Annotated in this window: 14 protein-coding genes; 11 read left to right on the top strand and 3 right to left on the bottom strand. The window is 61.1% G+C overall.

Annotation, left to right across the window (positions count from 1 at the left end; all coding sequences use genetic code 11):
* Positions 1–4: 4 nt before the first annotated feature.
* Together mazG and BLJAPNOD_RS15460 are read right to left on the bottom strand one after the other, a co-directional pair.
* Complete coding sequence (gene mazG / locus BLJAPNOD_RS15465; protein WP_115420424.1) at positions 5–838, bottom strand: nucleoside triphosphate pyrophosphohydrolase; 834 nt, start codon at positions 836–838, stop codon at positions 5–7.
* A 4-nt stretch (positions 839–842) separates the two neighbouring features.
* On the bottom strand, positions 843–1,430 hold the full coding sequence (locus BLJAPNOD_RS15460; protein ID WP_115420423.1) for a nucleoside deaminase: 588 nt from the start codon (positions 1,428–1,430) through the stop codon (positions 843–845).
* Between the two features lie 232 nt (positions 1,431–1,662).
* Here BLJAPNOD_RS15460 and cysG point away from each other — a divergent pair, with 232 nt between their 5' ends.
* From cysG to BLJAPNOD_RS15430, 6 genes are all read left to right on the top strand, one after another.
* A complete protein-coding gene (gene cysG, locus BLJAPNOD_RS15455) occupies positions 1,663–3,117 on the top strand; it encodes a siroheme synthase CysG (RefSeq protein ID WP_115420422.1) in 1,455 nt (484 codons plus the stop codon).
* A 10-nt stretch (positions 3,118–3,127) separates the two neighbouring features.
* Positions 3,128–3,442 (top strand): DUF2849 domain-containing protein, encoded by a 315-nt coding sequence (locus tag BLJAPNOD_RS15450; RefSeq protein WP_025426788.1) that lies wholly within the window; start codon positions 3,128–3,130, stop codon positions 3,440–3,442.
* 14 nt (positions 3,443–3,456) lie between these two features.
* Entirely contained in the window at positions 3,457–5,130 is a 1,674-nt protein-coding gene (locus BLJAPNOD_RS15445) for a nitrite/sulfite reductase (protein WP_115420421.1), read from the top strand.
* A 17-nt stretch (positions 5,131–5,147) separates the two neighbouring features.
* Positions 5,148–5,648 (top strand): DUF934 domain-containing protein, encoded by a 501-nt coding sequence (locus tag BLJAPNOD_RS15440; protein ID WP_077498321.1) that lies wholly within the window; start codon positions 5,148–5,150, stop codon positions 5,646–5,648.
* A 147-nt stretch (positions 5,649–5,795) separates the two neighbouring features.
* A complete protein-coding gene (locus tag BLJAPNOD_RS15435; protein WP_077498320.1) occupies positions 5,796–6,608 on the top strand; it encodes a ferredoxin--NADP reductase in 813 nt (270 codons plus the stop codon).
* A 276-nt stretch (positions 6,609–6,884) separates the two neighbouring features.
* On the top strand, positions 6,885–8,387 hold the full coding sequence (locus tag BLJAPNOD_RS15430) for an acetyl-CoA hydrolase/transferase family protein (RefSeq protein ID WP_115420420.1): 1,503 nt from the start codon (positions 6,885–6,887) through the stop codon (positions 8,385–8,387).
* 4 nt (positions 8,388–8,391) lie between these two features.
* On the opposite strand, the gene BLJAPNOD_RS15425 is transcribed toward BLJAPNOD_RS15430, so the two are convergent.
* Positions 8,392–9,009, bottom strand: a complete 618-nt coding sequence (locus BLJAPNOD_RS15425) for a GntR family transcriptional regulator (RefSeq protein WP_115421305.1) — start codon at positions 9,007–9,009, stop codon at positions 8,392–8,394.
* Positions 9,010–9,268: 259 nt separating this feature from the next.
* Here BLJAPNOD_RS15425 and BLJAPNOD_RS15420 point away from each other — a divergent pair, with 259 nt between their 5' ends.
* The 5 genes from BLJAPNOD_RS15420 to BLJAPNOD_RS15400 are packed head-to-tail and all read left to right on the top strand — an operon-like array spanning position 9,269 to position 17,776.
* Positions 9,269–10,522, top strand: a complete 1,254-nt coding sequence (locus BLJAPNOD_RS15420; RefSeq protein ID WP_115420419.1) for a ferredoxin reductase family protein — start codon at positions 9,269–9,271, stop codon at positions 10,520–10,522.
* Between the two features lie 39 nt (positions 10,523–10,561).
* Positions 10,562–13,789, top strand: a complete 3,228-nt coding sequence (locus BLJAPNOD_RS15415; protein WP_115420418.1) for a c-type cytochrome — start codon at positions 10,562–10,564, stop codon at positions 13,787–13,789.
* 10 nt (positions 13,790–13,799) lie between these two features.
* Positions 13,800–14,702, top strand: a complete 903-nt coding sequence (locus tag BLJAPNOD_RS15410) for an OmpA family protein (RefSeq protein ID WP_115420417.1) — start codon at positions 13,800–13,802, stop codon at positions 14,700–14,702.
* Between the two features lie 3 nt (positions 14,703–14,705).
* Positions 14,706–16,259 (top strand): caspase family protein, encoded by a 1,554-nt coding sequence (locus BLJAPNOD_RS15405; RefSeq protein WP_115420416.1) that lies wholly within the window; start codon positions 14,706–14,708, stop codon positions 16,257–16,259.
* Complete coding sequence (locus BLJAPNOD_RS15400) at positions 16,256–17,776, top strand: caspase family protein (RefSeq protein WP_115420415.1); 1,521 nt, start codon at positions 16,256–16,258, stop codon at positions 17,774–17,776. The genes BLJAPNOD_RS15405 and BLJAPNOD_RS15400 overlap by 4 nt, the downstream gene beginning before the upstream one ends.
* The last annotated feature ends 137 nt before the right edge of the window (positions 17,777–17,913 follow it).

The raw sequence follows: 17,913 nt of genomic DNA, 5'->3' as shown, positions 1-17,913 counted from the left end.
CGCCTCAGGCCAGTTGCCGCTCGATCGCCTTGGCTGCCTGCCAGAGCTCTTCCATTCGTTCCAGCGTCGCCGCCTCAAGCGTCTCGCCTTGAGCTTGCAGCTCGTGCTCGATGTGGGAAAAACGCCGGCGGAACTTGGTGTTGGTGCCGCGCAGCGCCATTTCAGGGTCGGTGCCGACATGGCGGCCGATATTCACCACCGCAAAGATCAGGTCGCCAAGTTCATCGGCCACCTTCGCACGGTCCTTCTCCTTCAGCGCCTGACGCAATTCTCCGATCTCTTCCTCGATCTTGTCGAGAATCGGCTCCGGTTCCGACCAATCGAAACCGACCTTGGCGGCGCGCTCCTGCAGCTTCAGCGCCTCGACGAGGGCTGGAAAGCTGCGCTGGATCGAGCCCAGGTGACTGGCAGCACCGTCTGAGGGCAGGCCACGCGTGGCACGGCACGCTTGGCGTTCGGCCTTTTCGGTCTGCTTGATCGCGTCCCACTGGTTCTTGACCGCTTCCGGGGTATCGGCGTCCGAACGGGCGAAGACATGCGGATGGCGACGGATCATCTTGCGCGTGACGGCCTCGACGACGTCGCCGAAGGCGAACTCGCCGGCCTCTTCGGCCATGCGTGCATGAAATACCACCTGCAACAACAGGTCCCCCAGTTCGTCGCAAAGGTCATGCATGTCGCCGCGCTCGATCGCGTCGGCAACTTCGTAGGCTTCTTCGATCGTATAGGGCTTGATCGTCTCGAACGTCTGGACGACGTCCCAAGGGCAGCCGGTTTCCGGCTGCCGCAGCGCTTCCATGATATCGAGAAGGCCCTTGATGTCGCGTGATGGTTTCATGGGATCAATTCAACGGAATGGCGTTGTCGCTTTTGCCCGACTGGTAGCTTTCGGACAGGCGCTGATAGCGGCCGCGGATGCGATCATCCTGGGCTGCAAGTTTCTCCTGCGTTTCCTGGTCGGCGTCCTTGGCGAGTGCTGCGATCGACGACGACTTCCAGAACGCGTTGTTCTGCGCGTAGCCGCCTGGCTCAAGCAGAAATACTTCCTTCAGGATCTTCAGGTCGTGCGGGATGGAAAAGCTGTCGCGCGAATCTTCGTGGCTGAAGAAGTAGTAGAAATTGTCAAAGCCCGCCCAGGTGATTGCCGACAGGCACATCGAGCAGGGCTCGTGCGTGGACAGGAAGATCAAGTCGTGCGTGTCCGGTTTTTCCGCCATCTCGTAGAAACGCTTGAGTGTGTGCACTTCGCCGTGCCAGAGCGGATTTTCCGTCTCGTTGTTCGTCTCGGCGAGAACGAGAGAAAGATCGGACTTGCGCAGGATTGCCGCGCCAAACACCTTGTTGCCGGCGGCCACACCCTTTTCCGTCAAGGGCAGGATATCCTGTTCGATCACGTCGAGCAGCCGTTTGGCCAGTTCGGATTGCGTCATGTATTCGGTCTCCGGCAAATGCGTTGCGGCATTTAACGGAGGTTGCCCCTTGGGCGCAATGGCTGCCGACAGCAGGTATCGCGCAGCAGTCCCGGAGAGATTTGCTCAAAATGCTGCGTGGTCGAGCAAAACAATACGGGACCTCAAAGCCATTGAAATTTCTGTTTCTTCAATTGCTGTGGGCTATGCGGGATATTGAGCGAAGCCTGTAGAAGGAACAGATTGCAAGACCATGCCGCAGCAACTCTCCGTCTTCCCCGCATTCTTTCGCGTCGCGCAAAAGCGCGTGGCGGTTTTCGGCAATGGCGATGAGGCTTTTGCAAAGGTGCGGCTACTGCTCAACACCGAAGCGTCGATCGTCGTGCACGCCGATGCTCCGGAGGCTGACTTTGCCGCATTCCTGAACGAACGAGCGATTGAAACCTTGCGCGCGGCATTCGCTCCGCAGCAGCTTGAGGGCGCGATCCTGGCATTTGCCGCCACCGGCGATGCAGCGCAAGATCGCAAGATCGTCGTTGCCGCGCGCGAACAGAAAATTCCGGCCAACGCCGTCGATCAGCCCGATTACTGCGATTTCTTTACGCCGGCGCTCGTCAATCGCGCCCCGGTCGCCGTTGCGATCGGCACCGAAGGTGCCGGTCCGGTGCTTGCGCAGATGATCCGTGCCCAGATCGATCAGATGCTGTCGCCCTCGCTCGGGCTCGTGGCAACGCTCGCCGCCAGCTACCGCGACGCCGTTGATCGGCTGGTGCCGCGCGGTGTGGCGCGCCGCCTGTTTTGGCGTCGGTTCTTTCGGGGGCCGGTGGCAGACAAGGTTGCGCTTGGTGATGTCGCTGCCGCGCGCCGCGAAGCTTCGCGTCTGCTCGACACTGCGCAGGCAGCCTCCGGTCACGTCTGGCTCGTCGGCGCTGGCCCGGGCGCAGAGGACCTGCTGACGCTCAGGGCACAGCGGGTGATGATGGAAGCCGATGCGATCGTCTATGACGCACTGGTGCCGCAGGCGATCGTCGACATGGGGCGCCGCGATGCCGAGCGACTCTCGGTCGGCAAGCGCAAGGGTTGCCACACGAAGTCGCAGGACGAGATCAACCAGCTGCTGGTGAAGCTTGCAGGCGAGGGCAAGCGCGTCGTTCGCCTGAAGTCCGGCGACCCGCTTGTCTACGGCCGCGCCGGCGAAGAGATGGCGGCGCTGCGCGACGCGGATATCACCTACGAAATCGTGCCGGGCATCACGTCGGCCTTTGCCGCTGCCGCCGACTTCGAACTGCCACTCACCTTGCGCGGCGTCGCTTCGTCGCTGGTGTTCACCACCGGCCATGACCTGACCGGCGAAGTGCTGCCGGACTGGGCGCGGCTTGCCGTCTCCGGCGCAACGATCGCCGTCTATATGGGCCGCACCGTCGCTGCTTCGGTTGCCGGCCGCCTGATGCAGGCGGGCTTGCCCGCCGAGACCACCGTGGCCGTGATCGAAAACGCCAGCCGTGCCGATCGCCGGCTGTTGCATGGCACGCTCAACGATTTGCCGGACCTCGAAGGTCGCACCGAGCTATCCGGCCCTGTTATGGTCATCATCGGCGATGCCGTTGCTGGCGCGAATTTCGAGCGCTCCGAACCGCTGGTCGCCGGCAAGCTTACGCAAACAAAGATCAAAGCTGCCGCTGAGCGCAGCGAACAGATTCTGAACTAAGGGAAACGTCATGGTGAACAAGGTTTTGACGGCAAATCGGCTCTCGGATGGCATATCCGTCTGGCTGGATGCCTCGGGCAACTGGGTCGAATCGCTCCAGCAGGCCTTCATTGCCCGCCATGCCGAGGCGGTCACCGCACTCGAAGCGACGGGCAAAGTCGCTTTTGACGACAACAAGGTGGTGGATGCCAATGTCGTGGATGTGGAGGAAGTGAACGGGACGTTGCGACCGCTGCGCATGCGCGAGCGCATTCGCGCCGAGGGGCCTTCGATCCCCTATGCCGCCGGATATAATGGGCTCGCCGGCCCGAACTTTGCTGCCTGAGGAACCGAGACAACATGTACCGTTACGATGAATTCGATCATGCCTTCGTTTCCTCGCGCGTCGAGCAGTTCCGCGATCAGGTCGAGCGCCGCCTGAGCGGCGAGCTGGCCGAGGACGCCTTCAAGCCGTTGCGCCTGATGAACGGCGTGTACCTCCAGTTGCATGCCTACATGCTGCGCGTTGCCATTCCCTACGGCACGCTTTCGAGCCGCCAGATGCGCATGCTTGCCCATATCGCCCGCAAGTATGATCGTGGCTATGGCCACTTCACCACTCGTCAGAACATCCAGTACAACTGGCCGCGCCTTTCCGATACGCCGGATATCCTTGACGAGCTGGCAAGTGTGGAAATGCACGCGCTGCAGACGTCGGGCAATTGCATTCGCAACGTGACCGCCGACCATTTCGCCGGTGCGGCTGCCGATGAAGTCGCCGATCCAAGGCCTTATGCGGAAATCCTCAGGCAATGGTCGAGCGTACATCCGGAATTTTCGTTCCTGCCGCGCAAGTTCAAGATCGCCGTCACCGGTGCCGAGCGCGACCGTGCCGCCATCCAGGTGCACGATATCGGCCTGCACCTGAAAAAGGATGAGAACGGCCGCATCGGCTTTGCCGTCTATGTCGGCGGCGGACAGGGCCGTACCCCGATGATCGCCAAGAAGATCCGCGACTTCCTGCCGGAAGAGGATCTTCTGTCCTACACGACGGCGATCATGCGCGTGTACAACCTGCATGGCCGTCGCGACAACAAGTACAAGGCGCGCATCAAGATCCTCGTTCACGAAACCGGCGCGGAAGAACTTTCCCGCCAGGTCGAGGTCGAATTCGCAGCGCTGAAGGATACCGAGCTGAAGCTGCCGGAAACCGATATCCAGTCGATCTCCACCTATTTTGCACCGCCGGCTCTGGAGCCCCGCGCCGAAGGCTGGGAGAGCCTGGCGCGCTGGAAGAAGACCGATCCAGAGTTCTCGCGCTGGGTTCACCAGAACGTGCAGCCGCACAAGCATCCTGATTACGGCATGGTCACGATCTCGCTGAAGCCGATCGGCGGCATTCCGGGGGATGCGACCGACGCGCAGATGGAGGCCGTGGCCGATATCGCCGAGGAATATGCTTTCGATGAGATCCGCGTCAGTCACGAGCAGAACCTGATCCTGCCACATGTGGCGCTGGCCGATCTGGAGCCGATCTACCGCGCGCTTGTCGTTGCCGGTCTCGCAACGGCCAATGCCGGGCTGATCACGGATATCATTGCCTGTCCCGGGCTGGACTACTGCGCGCTTGCAAACGCGCGCTCGATTCCGGTGGCACAGGAGATTTCCAACCGCTTCGGAGCGCCCGAGCGTCAGGCCGAGATCGGTGAACTGAAGATCAAGATCTCCGGCTGCATCAATGCCTGCGGCCACCACCATGTCGGTCATATCGGCCTGCTTGGCGTCGAGAAGAAGGGTGCGGAACTCTACCAGATCACGCTCGGTGGCTCCGGCGACGAGAACACGTCGATCGGAGAAATCATCGGTCGCGGCTTCGAGCCGGAAAAGGTGACCGATGCGATCGAGACGATCGTCGATACCTATCTCGGGCTGCGAAATGACAAGTCGGAGACGTTCCTCGAAGCGTACCGTCGTGTTGGCCCGCAACCCTTCAAGGAAGCGCTCTATGGCGGCAGTGCACAGGAAGCCGCTTGAGGGGCTAAGGAACGGACATGACAAAAATCTGGAAAGAAGCCGGCTTCGCAAGCGATGATCCCTGGATCATCGAAAACGAGGAAACCAAGGCGGGCTCGAACGAAAAGGCGATACTCGGCTTTGACGCGTTTCTCGCCAAGGTGGCCGAGACGGACGAGGTCGGCTTGGGTGTGGTCGTCGCTCCGGCGGATGATGTTACGAAGCTGCAGCCCTATCTCGATCGCATCGCGCTGGTCGCCGTTGCATTCCCTGCCTTCAATGACGGGCGGGCGTTCAGCCATGCGTCACTTCTGCGTGCAAGGCTTGGCTTTGCCGGCGAGGTGAGGGCTGTCGGTGACGTGTTGATCGATCAAATCCCGTTGATGCTGCGTTGCGGCATCGACAGTTTCGCGGTAACCAACGGCACGGCGCTGAAGCGTCTGACGGAGGGCCGGCTTCCGGGCATAGCCAATCACTATCAGCCGACCGCAAAACCCTCTGCTGACGCCAGGTCCTATAGCTGGCGACGTGTTTCTTGAAGCTTGTGCTGACCGCGACAGTGTGAAGCACGCCGAAATGCGCGAAAGCGACTATATTTGGAAGGGAATTCCTTCCCGTTGAGCGCGGCTTGGAATATCCACGTATTGTTGATAGACAGGGTCATCATTTACAGGACTGTAGCCACAATGAATGCTCCGGCAAAAACGGAAGATTTCGCGATCCAGGCACCCGCAGGTGTCTTCGTTGAGACGGTGACGAGCGTCACCCACTATACGGATCGGCTCTTCCGCTTCCGCATGACCCGTCCTGCGGAATTCCGTTTCCGCTCCGGCGAGTTCGCGATGATTGGATTGATGGTCGGCGACAAGCCGGTCTATCGCGCCTATTCGATCGCAAGCCCTGCCTGGGACGAGGAACTCGAATTCTTCTCGATCAAGGTTCCCGATGGCCCGCTGACGTCGCACCTCCAGGCGATCAAGCCTGGCGACAAGGTGCTGATGCGCAAGAAGCCAACCGGCACGCTGGTGCTCGATGCGCTGGTTCCCGGCCGCCGACTGTATATGTTCTCGACCGGCACCGGCATTGCGCCTTTTGCCAGCCTGATCCGCGACCCCGAGACCTACGAGAAATTCGAGGAGGTCATCCTCACGCACACCTGCCGCGATGTGGCCGAGCTGAAATACGGCTTCGACCTCGTGGACGAGATTCGCAACCACGAATTCCTGAACGAGATCGTCGGCGACAAGCTTCGCCACTATGCGACGGTGACCCGCGAGGACTACCCCTTCAAGGGCCGCGTGACCGACCTGATGGTCAATGGCAAGTTCTTCGCCGACCTCGGCCTGCCGCCGCTCGATCCGGCCATCGACCGCGGCATGATCTGCGGCTCGACGGCAATGCTGAAGGACACGAAGGAGATCCTGGAGGCCGCAGGCCTGACGGAGGGTTCCAACAACAAGCCGGCCGAGTTCGTCATCGAACGAGCCTTCGTCGGCTGATCGGCGGCACAGCCGTCACAACACGTGGATTTTCAAAAGGCGCATCATCGGGTGCGCCTTTTTCGCATCCGTGCGACAGTCGCTGCCGGAGGACGAGCTATGCGTTTCTGGAAGCTCCGCTCTGATCAATCAGCGTACCGGCAGCCGGTCTCAGGCACTATCGTTGCCCAGCATTTTGACATGTCGCTCAGCCGCAGCCAGGCGGAGTGAGCGCGCCAGGAAAGCGTCCCACGCCGCAGATATGCCGGCGACAGTGGATCTTGCAGGGAGTGGCCGATGAGCCTTGAAACCAGAATTCGCCGCAAGTCGTTGCATGACCGGATCGTTTCACCGGAGGCGGCGGCGGAGCTGATCAAGGACGGCATGACGATCGGCATGAGCGGCTTTACCAAGGCGGGCGATGCGAAAGCCGTGCCGCTGGCCATGGCGCAGCGGGCGGCTAAGGAGAAGTTTCGCATTACATTGATGACCGGGGCATCGCTTGGCCACGACATCGACAAGATGCTGACGGAGGCGGGCGTTCTCGCGCGCCGATTGCCCTTCCAGTCCGACCCCGTCCTGCGTGCCGCCATCAATCGCGGCGAGGTCATGTTCATCGACCAGCATCTATCGGAGACCGTGGAGCAGCTTCGCTCCGGCCAGATCAGCCCGATCGATTACGCCGTCGTTGAGGCGGTGGCGATTACCGAGGATGGCGGCATCGTGCCATCGACGTCGGTCGGCAATTCCGCAAGTTTCGCGATCCTCGCCAGGAAAGTGATCGTCGAACTTAATCTCAGCCACAGCCCGGAGCTCGAAGGGCTGCATGACATCTACATTCCGGCCAAGCGACCGTCGCGCACGCCGATCCCGGTCGTCGCCTGCGACAGTCGCGTCGGCTCGCCCTATATCCCGGTCGATCCCGACAAGATCGCAGCGATCGTCATCACCGAAAAGCAGGACAGTGCCGCGCGGATCTCGCCGCCGGATCCGGAGACCATTTCGATCGCCGGCCACCTGATCGGCTTCCTTGAAGACGAAGTGCGCAAGGGCAGGCTCGACATGACGTTGAACCCGTTGCAGGCGGGTATCGGCATCATAGCGAACTCGGTTCTGAGCGGCCTCGTCGACAGTCCGTTCCACGATCTGCGCATGTACAGCGAAGTGCTGCAGGACAGCACCTTCGAGCTTTTCGAGGCCGGCAAGCTGAGCTTCGCCTCGGCGGCGTCGATGACACTCAGCAGCACCTGGGCCGATCGGGTCTTCCGCAATATCCGCGCCTATAAGGACAAGGTGATCCTGCGGCCGCAGGAAGTCAGCAACCACCCGGAGATCATCCGCCGGTTGGGCGTCATCGGCATCAACACCGCGCTGGAGTTCGACATCTACGGCAACGTCAACTCGACCCATGTCGGCGGTACCGACATGATGAACGGTATCGGCGGCTCGGGCGATTTCGCCCGCAATGCGTTCCTGTCGATCTTTGTTGCGAAGTCGGTTGCCAAGGGCGGCGCGATCTCTTCGGTGGTGCCGATGGTTTCCCATGTGGACCACACGGAACACGATGTCGATATTCTGGTCACCGAACATGGGCTTGCCGATTTGCGCGGCCTTGCGCCGCGCGAGCGCGCGCCGGTGATCATCCGCAATTGTTGCCACCCGGCCTATCGCGAGTTGCTGGCGGATTATTTCAAGCGCGCCGCGGCAACGCGGGCAGGGCAGACGCCGCATATCCTCGAGGAAGCGTTCGACTGGCACGTGCGCCGGCTGAAGACGGGCAGCATGCTGCCGGGTGCCTGACGGCCTATTCCTGCGCGAGGTAAGCCATCAACGACGACATGGCCGCCGCCGCACCCTCGGCGTCGGCAGACGCGATTGCGTCGATCACCCTGATGTGGCGCTCGACCGACCCGCGCATCCGCTCGACGGATGCGCCGGCAAACCAGATGCGCCGGGCATGCGTCTGCAGGGGCGCAAGGGCCGCTGTCAGGAACCTGTTGGGGCAGACTTCCTCCATCAGCTCGTCGAAGACCTTGTCGGCCACCAGGAAGCCTTCCATGTCGGCGGCGTCTGCGCATTGGCTCATCTCGGTGGCGCATTCCTTCATTGCTCGCCGTGCATCCGCGTTGGCGTGTTCGGCGACCAAGGCGGCTGCGAGCGGCTCCAGCTTCTGACGGGTTTGCACCACATGCGCTCGATCGTTCGGCCCGATCGTCGTTATCTGTAGGCCGATGCGCGGGCGAACGGCCATCAGTTCCTGCCAGGCGAGCTTCTGGATGGCCTCGCGCACCGGCGTGCGGCCATGACCGGCAAGTTCGATCAGTTGTTTTTCCGTCAACAGCCTGCCGGGCTCGAGCTTGAGCGTAACGATCAGCCGCTCGAGAGCGAGATAGGCGAGGTGGGCCTGGGAGTGAACTGACATGTGCATCCCGCAGTTTCTGATATATCAGAGCGTGCCATGTTTTCGGTTTAATGGCAAACAAACGGATGGTCGCTAATCAGGAAGGATTACGCTGATCGAAGCCGTAGCCATGGAACGGTAAAAGCCTCAGATTTCAACGGCCTGAATAAAATTGGCTTGCCGCCCGTACGAGGGGTGAATGGTGTTGACGAAGAGGAAGCTGCTTGTCAGTCTCCTCTAAAAAGGACGTCCGACATCGACGTTGAGGGGCTTGGCTGAGGTGGGTGCGTTTCTGGTCTGGTCGCTGATTGTTTTTGCGGGGCTGCTTGCCGTCCCGGCAGTGAGCCATACGAACGCGCAGACGACGTTTTCCCTGATGGCCTCTTCAATGGCTTTCGTCGGTATGGGCATCGCGCAGTTCATGGCGGCGCGTCCGCCGGTCATAGAGCCGCTGTTCGGCGGGCTGGACCGCATCTATCACCTTCACCGCAAGATCGGTATCTCAGTGCTGGTGCTTATCCTCGTCCACTATTTCCTGACGCCGGATTTCAAGGGGCTGTCGTTCACCAGCGGATTGAACCAGCTTGCCGCCTCCGCCGGGAAGTATGCGTTCTACGGGCTTGTCATTCTGCTTGTTCTGAGCCTCGTCAAAATCATCCCAAAGACGAAGATCGAGATTCCTTACCACCTCTGGCGCTACACCCATCGCTTCATCGGTCTGCTGTTCATCCTTGTCGCGTTCCACCAGATGTTCATCAAGCGTCCCTACGACAGCACCGCCCTGCTTGCGGTCTATCTCAATGTGTTCGCGGCACTCGGGATCCTGAGCTACGCCTATACGCAGCTTCTGCCCTGGCTGAGGACGCGCCGCTACGAGGTGTCCGAGGTGGTGAGACACGATGGCGCAACGATCATTTCGGCGCGGCCAAAGGGGCGGGCGCTGCGGGCCAAGCCCGGTCAGTTCGGTTTCCTGCGCGTGTTGAAGACTGGCCTGCGCGAGCCGCACCCCTTCACCATTGCCGGTATCGATGGCGATGGTACGGTGCGCTTCGCCATCAAGCCGCTCGGCGATTATACGCAGGCGCTGCGGAACAATATTGCCGTTGGCGACCGGCTGAAGCTCGAAGGCGGATACGGCCATTTCAATCATCGACGCGGCGCCAGGAAGCAGATCTGGTTGGCCGGAGGCATCGGGGTCACGCCGTTTCTCGCCATGGCCCGCCATTTGACCGGCAATGAGGGGCAGGACATCCACATGGTCTATTGCGTGCGCGACCGAAAGGAAGCGATCGGCCTTGAAACCTTCGAGGCGCAAGCGGAAAAGCTCGGCAACTTCAGCTTCGTGCTGCACGATTCGGCCACGGACGGGCGGCTCGATGCTGCCAAACTGGCGGCGGGCAGTCTTATCGATCCGGGCGAGGCCGACCTTTGGTTCTGCGGCCCGGCACCGCTGAGGGAGGCGATCGTCAAGGGCTTGAAAGAGCTTGGAAAGAAGCCGCTCCGCGTGGAGTTCGAACAGTTTCAGTTTCGATAGCAGTTTAATTGAAGATTTTTCGGTTGAGGGAGTACGGCCATGCGCAGTCTGCGTGAAATGCGAGAGAGCGTCTCGTCAAGTGCCGGCATCCGCAAGAGGAACGGATTGGCGCTGGTTGCCGGTCTGCTGGTCGCCACGCTCTCTCCCGGCGCCGCATCGGCGCGCGACGCTTTTACCGAGGACGCCTTCTCGACCTACAAGGCGAATGTCGAGAACGGCAAATACATGTTCAACGCAGCCGGCTGCGGCGCCTGCCACGGATCGGGCGATGAAACCGAGCTTTTGTCCGGCGGCATGGAGATGAACACGGCGATCGGAACCTTCTATGCGCCGAACATCTCGCACCATGCCAACGGTATCGGCGGGTGGAGCAACGCCCAGTTTCTCAGTGCGGTGATGGTCGGGCTCGACCGCGACGGCAACAATCTCTATCCGGTCATGCCCTATACGTCCTATGGCGGGATGAAGCCGCAGGACGTGCTTGATATCAAAGCCTATGTGGAGACCTTGCCGCACTCGGATGCGGCCTCCAAGGAACATGAGATCGCTTTTCCTTTTAGTCGGCAAACGACGATAACCCTATGGAAACGCAGTAATTTCAACGTTCCGGCCTATCAGTCGCGCGAAGAGACGCAGATGGAGCGCGGCCGCTATCTCGTTGAAAATGTCGGCGGCTGCGGCGACTGTCACACGCCGCGCACGACCACCTATGGGCTTGACCTGGAACACGCCTATCAGGGTGAGAAGGGGCTGACCGGTGCGGTCGCACCCGATATCGGCAAGGCGAAGATGGCGGGTTTGTCCGCGCCCGAAGTCTTTACCACGGGCCTGATCGGCGAAGGCAAGAAGTTGTCCGGCGCGCCGATCAGCGATCCCGTCATGCGGCGCATTGCCAAGGGGCTTTCGGCACTCAGCGACGACGATCGTCGCGCGATCTACGCGTTCCTGTCCGATCGCGAAGTCAAGGCGCCGGCGCCGGTCGCGCAGTCTGTCACGGCAGTTTGCAAGGAGACCACCGCCTCGACTGCATTCTCTGGCGACAATGCGGCACTCGCCCAACAGGCAGATGACTTTATCGGCAAGTATTGCCGCAACTGTCATGGTCCGGGGGAAAGTTCCCAAGGCAGCTACCCCGCAGGCGAGCTGACATCGATCGCCGCCGATGCCAATTTCGTCACGCCGGGCAATGCTGCAAAATCACGCCTCTTCACCTCGGTCACGAGCGGGCGCATGCCGCTTGGCAAGCGACCGACCGATGAAGAGATCAAGGTGTTCGAAGACTGGATCAATTCGCTCAGTGAAAAGAACCTGCCGCAGACGGCGGCCGCCAAGCCGGATCGATCGCGCCCGATGCTGTCCTACGACCAGTTCGTCGAAGCGGCGCTCAAGGATATCTCCAAGGTCAGCGCACTCGATCGTCGGCACGTCCGCTACTTCTCCTACCGCGACCAGTATAACGGCATGATGGGGTGTGAAGACGACGCCACGTTCATGAAGCGCATGGATGTGCTGGCGGGTGGCTTCAAGAAGCTGCTGAACTCCTTGTCCTATGGACCGAAGCTGGTGGTGCCGGCGGAGGTGGACGGCACCAATGGCCTGCTCGTGCGGGTCGATCTGCGCGACCTGCAGTGGGATGCCGCCGACTATGATTTTCTGGTCAAGCGCTACTTCTATGGTGTCGATCCGAAGAGTGATGCCTCGCTTCAGGCGCTCTCCACCGAGACGCAGACGCAGCTGCCGATCATGCGCATCGACTGGTTCATGAGCAATGGCGCCCGGCCGGAGATTTACAACCGGCTGATGAAGTTGCCGACGCATATCCGCGAGCTGGAAACGCGCTTCAAGATCGATGTGGACGACAACATAAGGCGGCGCAACGTTCTGCGCGCCGGATTTGCGGATGGGTCCTCGGGTGTTTCGGACCATAACCGCATGCTTGAGCGGCACGACATGCCGTTTGGCGGATACTATTGGAAATCCTACGATTTCGCTGGTGATCTCGGCAAACAGGTGCTGAAGCGTTTTCCGCATGGCCCCAAGGAACTGGGCACACTCGATGCCGGTCTGGTGCCGTTTGAGCACGATGGTGGCGAGATGATCTTTTCGCTGCCCAACGGCTTGCAGGGCTACTATCTGTCGACCGCGGCGGGGAAACAGCTTGATGTCGGGCCCACCACCATCGTTTCGTTCCGCGAGCGGCCGATCGGCAAGGGGGTCGAGATCGTCAATGCCCGCTCCTGCTTCGATTGTCATGCCGATGGCATCCTGTCGAAGCGCGATCAGTTGCGCGACCACATCGCCACGTCGACGCTGTTCAGCAAGGACCAGCAGGATGTGCTTTTGGCGATGTATGTGAAACAGGAGGAGCTGGACGAGGCCTATCGCAAGGATCGCGAGCGCTTCGTCGGGGCTCTGCAGACGTTGGATGTAACCGAACCGACACCGGACGGCGGACTGCAGAGCAAGCACGCACCCGGCGACTCCGAGATCGTCACCTATTTCGCCGACAAGTATGAAGACGAACTGGACTTTGACGGTCTGGCGGCTGAATTCGACATGACACCGCAGCAGTTCTCCGAAGCGGTCAAGCGAGTGACGGATGTGAATGTGCTGCGCCTCGGGCTGGATTGGGTCACGACGCTGGAGGCCGGCGGAACCGTTCCGCGCAACGAGGTCGAGCAGCAATATGCCCTGTTGCTGAAACCGCTTGCCCAGCGCCGTCCGCTTGATACCGACGCAATCGTCGTTGCCGGTGCCGAACAGCAACCGGAGGCAATGCCGCAGACAGTGGCCGCGGCCGTACCAGACTATCGAAAACAGGAGGTCGCAGGCGAGGGTAAGCTTGAACTTGCCTTGAAGGTGCCGACGACGACGGCCAGGGTCGGCGATCAGCTGTCGTTTGAACTCAGCGCCAATCAGGCCTGCGAACTGCAGATCCTCTATGTCGAGGAAAACGGCAATGTCGAAGTCATCCCGGACGAGATGATCGGCAACACGACGCTGCAGCCCGGCGAAAGCAGACTGATCCCGCAGCCTGGGACCGGCACGCTGACCTTCGATACGGCAGCGCCCGCCGAAACCATGCTTGCCTTCTGCCGGGTCGGTGGCTTGGCGGAACAAAAGCTCACATTGGAGAAAGCACGCGAATATGTCGCTCAATCGAAGTTGCCGCCGACCCGCGGACTGGCGGTTAATCTCGCCAAGAAGGCACGGGTGGATAACGGCGCGAGCAGCGTGCAGATGGTAACTTTCGAGATCAAGGAATAGCGCTAAAGCAATGGGCAAGCTGATGAAAAGGCTGATCGTCGCTTCCGCCGTGTTGTTGCCGCTCGCCAACCCGGCCAGTGCCTGTGATGCGCTGGTCAAAGCCTCCGAGGCCCTCAACAGGGGCGACGAGGCCGGGGCACGGTCGGCCGCCGCGCTGGAGAGCACGAAAACATGTTCGAGTACGGACGCAGCGCTGACGCGACGCGTGGCGGCGCTTGCGACTTTCAATCGCATCGCCAACGCGGTCGGACGTGGTGCTGCGCTTGAGACGTTCCAAAGCGAGCTTGAAGCCGTGCGTAATGACGTCGGTGGACCATGGCAGATCCTCGACGCGCTTGGGGATATCGAACGGGCGCGAAAGAAGTACGAAAGCGCGGCGACCTATTATCAGCAGGCGTTGGAGGATGCGGCCAACGAGCAACTGACCCCGCAGTGGATGGCGCCGGACAACGCCTATATTCTGCGGTTGGATCGGCTCGCGTCCGAGATGCGTCTCGCATCGGCCAGGCCGGTGAAACTCGCCATGCGCGGCGCCTGCAAATTTTCCTATCGCGGTGTCGCGATCAGGAAGAAGGCGACACCGGTTCGCTATGTCTTCGGAACGGCGGAGTTCACGCCTGAGGGGCTGCAGTCGGCCAAGGATCTTTTCGAGTGCCTGAAATCGGCAAAACCCGCGTCGATCACCCTGATTGGCCACACCGATCCGGTCGGTAGCACCGAGGCGAACAAGACGTTGTCGTTGGCGCGTGCCGAAGCCCTCGCGCACTATCTCGTGGACGCTGGCTACAAGGGCACCTGGACCACGGTCGGCAAGGGTGAGGAAGAGCCGTTCAAGCCGGATGACCCTGGTGCCTATGACGAAGCGATGCTGCACCAATTGGATCGCCGCGTTGAAGTTGATGTGGAGAAATAGACGGTGCTGCGCAAAGCTCTGATTTCGAGCGTGATCTTTGGGTTATCGACGTTGCCCGTCACGGCCGCCACGTCAGCGCTTGTCGTCGGCGTCGATATCTACCCACATGAGGTGAGCCTCGACGGAGCCGTCAAGGATGCGCGTGACGTGGCGCAGGCGTTGAAGACGGCGGATGTCGGCACCATCCGTGAATTCATCAACGGGCAGGCGACCAAGGACGCGATCCGCGCCGCCTGGTTGGAGCTTGTCGACGCCGCCAGCAAAGGCGACACGATCATCTTCACCTATGCCGGGCATGGCGCCCAGATGCCGGAGCTTGTTGCCGGCAGCGAGCCCGACGGGTTGGACGAGTTTCTTGAGCTTCCGGGATTCGATCGCAGTCGCGCCGAGGAAACGGCAAAGGAGATCATCGTCGACAACGAACTCAATGCCTGGTTCGCCGAAGCGGAGGCTAAGGGGGTCCAGGTGTTGTTCGTTTCCGACAGCTGTTACTCGGGCGGCATGAACCGGTCAATCTCCGGCAAGACGCGGCTTGCGCCGACGGTCCGGGCGCAGTTGCCGCCGCCGTCGCAAGAGGCGGTCTCCGGCGCGGCGGTCAAGGACGAGGATCTGGCGCAGGTGACGATCCTTGCCGCATCGCTTGAGAGCCAGCCAACGCCGGAGGTTGTGATCGAAGGCGAGCCAAGGGGGGCGCTCAGTTGGAGTTTCGCCCGTGCGCTTGAGGGGGCAGCCGATCGTGATGGCGATGGCCGGATCTCGAGGGTCGAGCTTGAGGACTACGTCTTTTCCAACGTCAAGCTCCAGTCCGAGGCGCTGCAGGTGCCGAACTTTACGCCGCAGGTTCCGCGATCCGATAGGGAAATCGTCCTGTCCCTGCCCAGAAGCGCGACGCTGGTAACAGGCAACGGCGCTGCCGCAACCGGCCGGTCGGTAAAGCTGAAACCGGCCCGGGACATGGGGTGGACGGGCAAGCTGGCGCTCAGCGTCGATGGCGTGGCGCCGACGCTTGAGAATGTCGGTGGCAGCGGCGTCCCCTATCGATGGGATGCTGCCAGCGGCACATTCTACACGCCGAACGGCGATGTCGCGGGCGAACACGTTGCCCCCGATATGGTGCAGGGGGTGGTGGACAAATTCATCGCCCTCGATTTCCTGAAGGCTCTCGCCGCGCAGAACCCCGGCAAAGTCTCGCTGACGCCGGTCAAGGATATCTATTCGTCAGGGGATCGCCTGAACTTCGATGCGCCGCAATCCGGATACGCGAACATGTTGGTCGTCAATCTCGCCAACACCGGGGAAGTCCAGCTTCTCGATGCCCAGATCGCAGGCTCCGGCAGCCATGTGTTCAAGCTGACGGACCTGGAAGTGGTCAAGCCTTTCGGCGCCGATCATCTGGTGGTCGTCTCGACGAACGCTCCGATCGATGCGGTGGCTGCTGCGCTCGCGGGCCCTGGCGTCGATGCATCGAGGTTTTTGCGTCTCCTGGAAGAACGCCTTGATGGAACCGACAGTGCCGTCGCGATCCAGCCGCTCTATACGCGGGAGCGCGGGCAATGAGCGTCGACATCAGGGCCTGGTCTTTCCTGTTGCCGCTTGTCGGCTTGGGGATGTGTTCGCCTGCATTGGCTGCGGACCGGGCCTTGCTGATCGGGATCGGAAGCTACCAGAACCTGCAGCCAAAGCTGTTTCTGCACGGGCCGAAAAACGACCTTGTTGCCATGGACCGGCTGCTGACCGGAACACTCGGCTTCGATCGTTCTGCCATCCGCGTCCTGAAGGACGAGCAGGCGACGCGCGCGACCATCCTGTCGTCGATCGAGGAGTGGTTGGTCGCGGGCACGGAACCCGGCGACCGTGCCTATCTTTACTATTCAGGTCACGGTCTCCAGGTCGCCGATGCCGATGGTGAAGAGGATGACGGTTTGGATGAGGCGCTGGCGCCGTTCGATGTGGTCTCCGGGCCCAAGGATTGGGACGGTGCCGTCACCGATGACGAACTCGATGCCATCCTCGAACGCTTGAAGGGCAGGGCGGTGACCCTGGTGATCGACGCCTGTCACTCGGACAAGATTTCGCGGTCGCTGTCGGGAGAGGTATCCGTCGGCATCGACGGCGCCCGTTTCTTGGCGCGACCCGAGGCGAAGCCAGTGGAGCAGGCGCTGACACGTGGGCTTCGCATCGACCTTGGTGTCGTCGACAAACCGGCCCGTGTCAACGAGAGCGGTATCGTCGCCTGGAGTGCAAGCGCACCCTATCAGGTGGCGTGGGACGATGTGAGGCTACCGATCGAAGGCCGCCACGGCGTTTTCACGGAGGCCTATGTCGCTGGACAGACGGGAGCGGCGGCGGACGCCAACGCCAACGGGCTGACCAGCAACGCCGAACTTTTCGAATATGTCACGGCGCAATCGGCCTCCTACTGCGCCTCGCAGGAGAAATGCGAGACTCTCGACCCGCAGCTCGAGATGAAGGCGCAGAGCCTGGGCGCCAGCGCGGTCGTTCCGGTACAGGCAGGAACCGAAGCGACGGCACGGTATCAGCCCGTTGCCGGCGATGGTGCCGCCCCGGCAAGTTATCAGGATGCAAATGCGGTCGATGCGGTCGGCGATATCGTCGGCAAGGCCAATGCTGGCGACGTGCGTATCAGCATCAACCGGCCAACCACGATGAAAGCCGGTGACGTGTTCAAATTGACGGTCGCAAGCAAGGTTGCCGGAAGCCTCATCCTCATCGACGTCAACGCGAACGGCGCTGCAACCCAGATTTTCCCCAACGAGTTCGCGCAGAAGATTACGCCGCTCGCCGCCGACGTTCCGTTGACACTGCCGGACGAGTACTACGGCTTCGACTTCGAAGCCTCCGGTAAAGGCGAAAGCGCATTCGTTGCGCTGGTGGTCAGCGACGCCGTCGATTTGTCTGACGTCGCGCCGAAGACACGAGGGCTCAAGATCGAGCTCAATGCGCGAGAGACTTTGAGCGAAATCGTCTCGCGGCTGCAGCAGGCCTGGACAGACGACCTGGAGAAACGTGCTATCCGCTGGTCGGTCGGCACGCTGCGCTATCACGTCGAATGATTGTTTCTGCGACAGATCGGACAGCAAAAAGCCCGCCGCAAAGGCGGGCTTTCTGTTTGAAATCTTTCGCGATGGTTAGAGCGTTTCCGACTTAGGCTGAAACGCTCTACCTCTTTGCTCTTACGCATTTCCTGACG

It is taken from the genome of Ensifer sp. M14, from assembly GCF_003355565.1.
GTDB lineage: Bacteria > Pseudomonadota > Alphaproteobacteria > Rhizobiales > Rhizobiaceae > Ensifer.
This window is presented reverse-complemented; position numbering and strand designations above follow the sequence as displayed.

What these genes read in the sequence shown, in the direction of transcription:
- BLJAPNOD_RS15430 (WP_115420420.1), top strand. Translation starts at nt 6,885, where the DNA reads ATGAGCCTTGAAACCAGAATTCGCCGCAAGTCGTTGCATGACCGGATC.
- BLJAPNOD_RS15400 (WP_115420415.1), top strand. Translation starts at nt 16,256, where the DNA reads ATGAGCGTCGACATCAGGGCCTGGTCTTTCCTGTTGCCGCTTGTCGGC.
- BLJAPNOD_RS15460 (WP_115420423.1), bottom strand. Translation starts at nt 1,430, where the DNA reads ATGACGCAATCCGAACTGGCCAAACGGCTGCTCGACGTGATCGAACAG.
- BLJAPNOD_RS15450 (WP_025426788.1), top strand. Translation starts at nt 3,128, where the DNA reads ATGGTGAACAAGGTTTTGACGGCAAATCGGCTCTCGGATGGCATATCC.
- mazG (WP_115420424.1), bottom strand. Translation starts at nt 838, where the DNA reads ATGAAACCATCACGCGACATCAAGGGCCTTCTCGATATCATGGAAGCG.
- BLJAPNOD_RS15445 (WP_115420421.1), top strand. Translation starts at nt 3,457, where the DNA reads ATGTACCGTTACGATGAATTCGATCATGCCTTCGTTTCCTCGCGCGTC.
- BLJAPNOD_RS15440 (WP_077498321.1), top strand. Translation starts at nt 5,148, where the DNA reads ATGACAAAAATCTGGAAAGAAGCCGGCTTCGCAAGCGATGATCCCTGG.
- BLJAPNOD_RS15425 (WP_115421305.1), bottom strand. Translation starts at nt 9,009, where the DNA reads ATGTCAGTTCACTCCCAGGCCCACCTCGCCTATCTCGCTCTCGAGCGG.
- cysG (WP_115420422.1), top strand. Translation starts at nt 1,663, where the DNA reads ATGCCGCAGCAACTCTCCGTCTTCCCCGCATTCTTTCGCGTCGCGCAA.
- BLJAPNOD_RS15410 (WP_115420417.1), top strand. Translation starts at nt 13,800, where the DNA reads ATGGGCAAGCTGATGAAAAGGCTGATCGTCGCTTCCGCCGTGTTGTTG.
- BLJAPNOD_RS15435 (WP_077498320.1), top strand. Translation starts at nt 5,796, where the DNA reads ATGAATGCTCCGGCAAAAACGGAAGATTTCGCGATCCAGGCACCCGCA.
- BLJAPNOD_RS15415 (WP_115420418.1), top strand. Translation starts at nt 10,562, where the DNA reads ATGCGCAGTCTGCGTGAAATGCGAGAGAGCGTCTCGTCAAGTGCCGGC.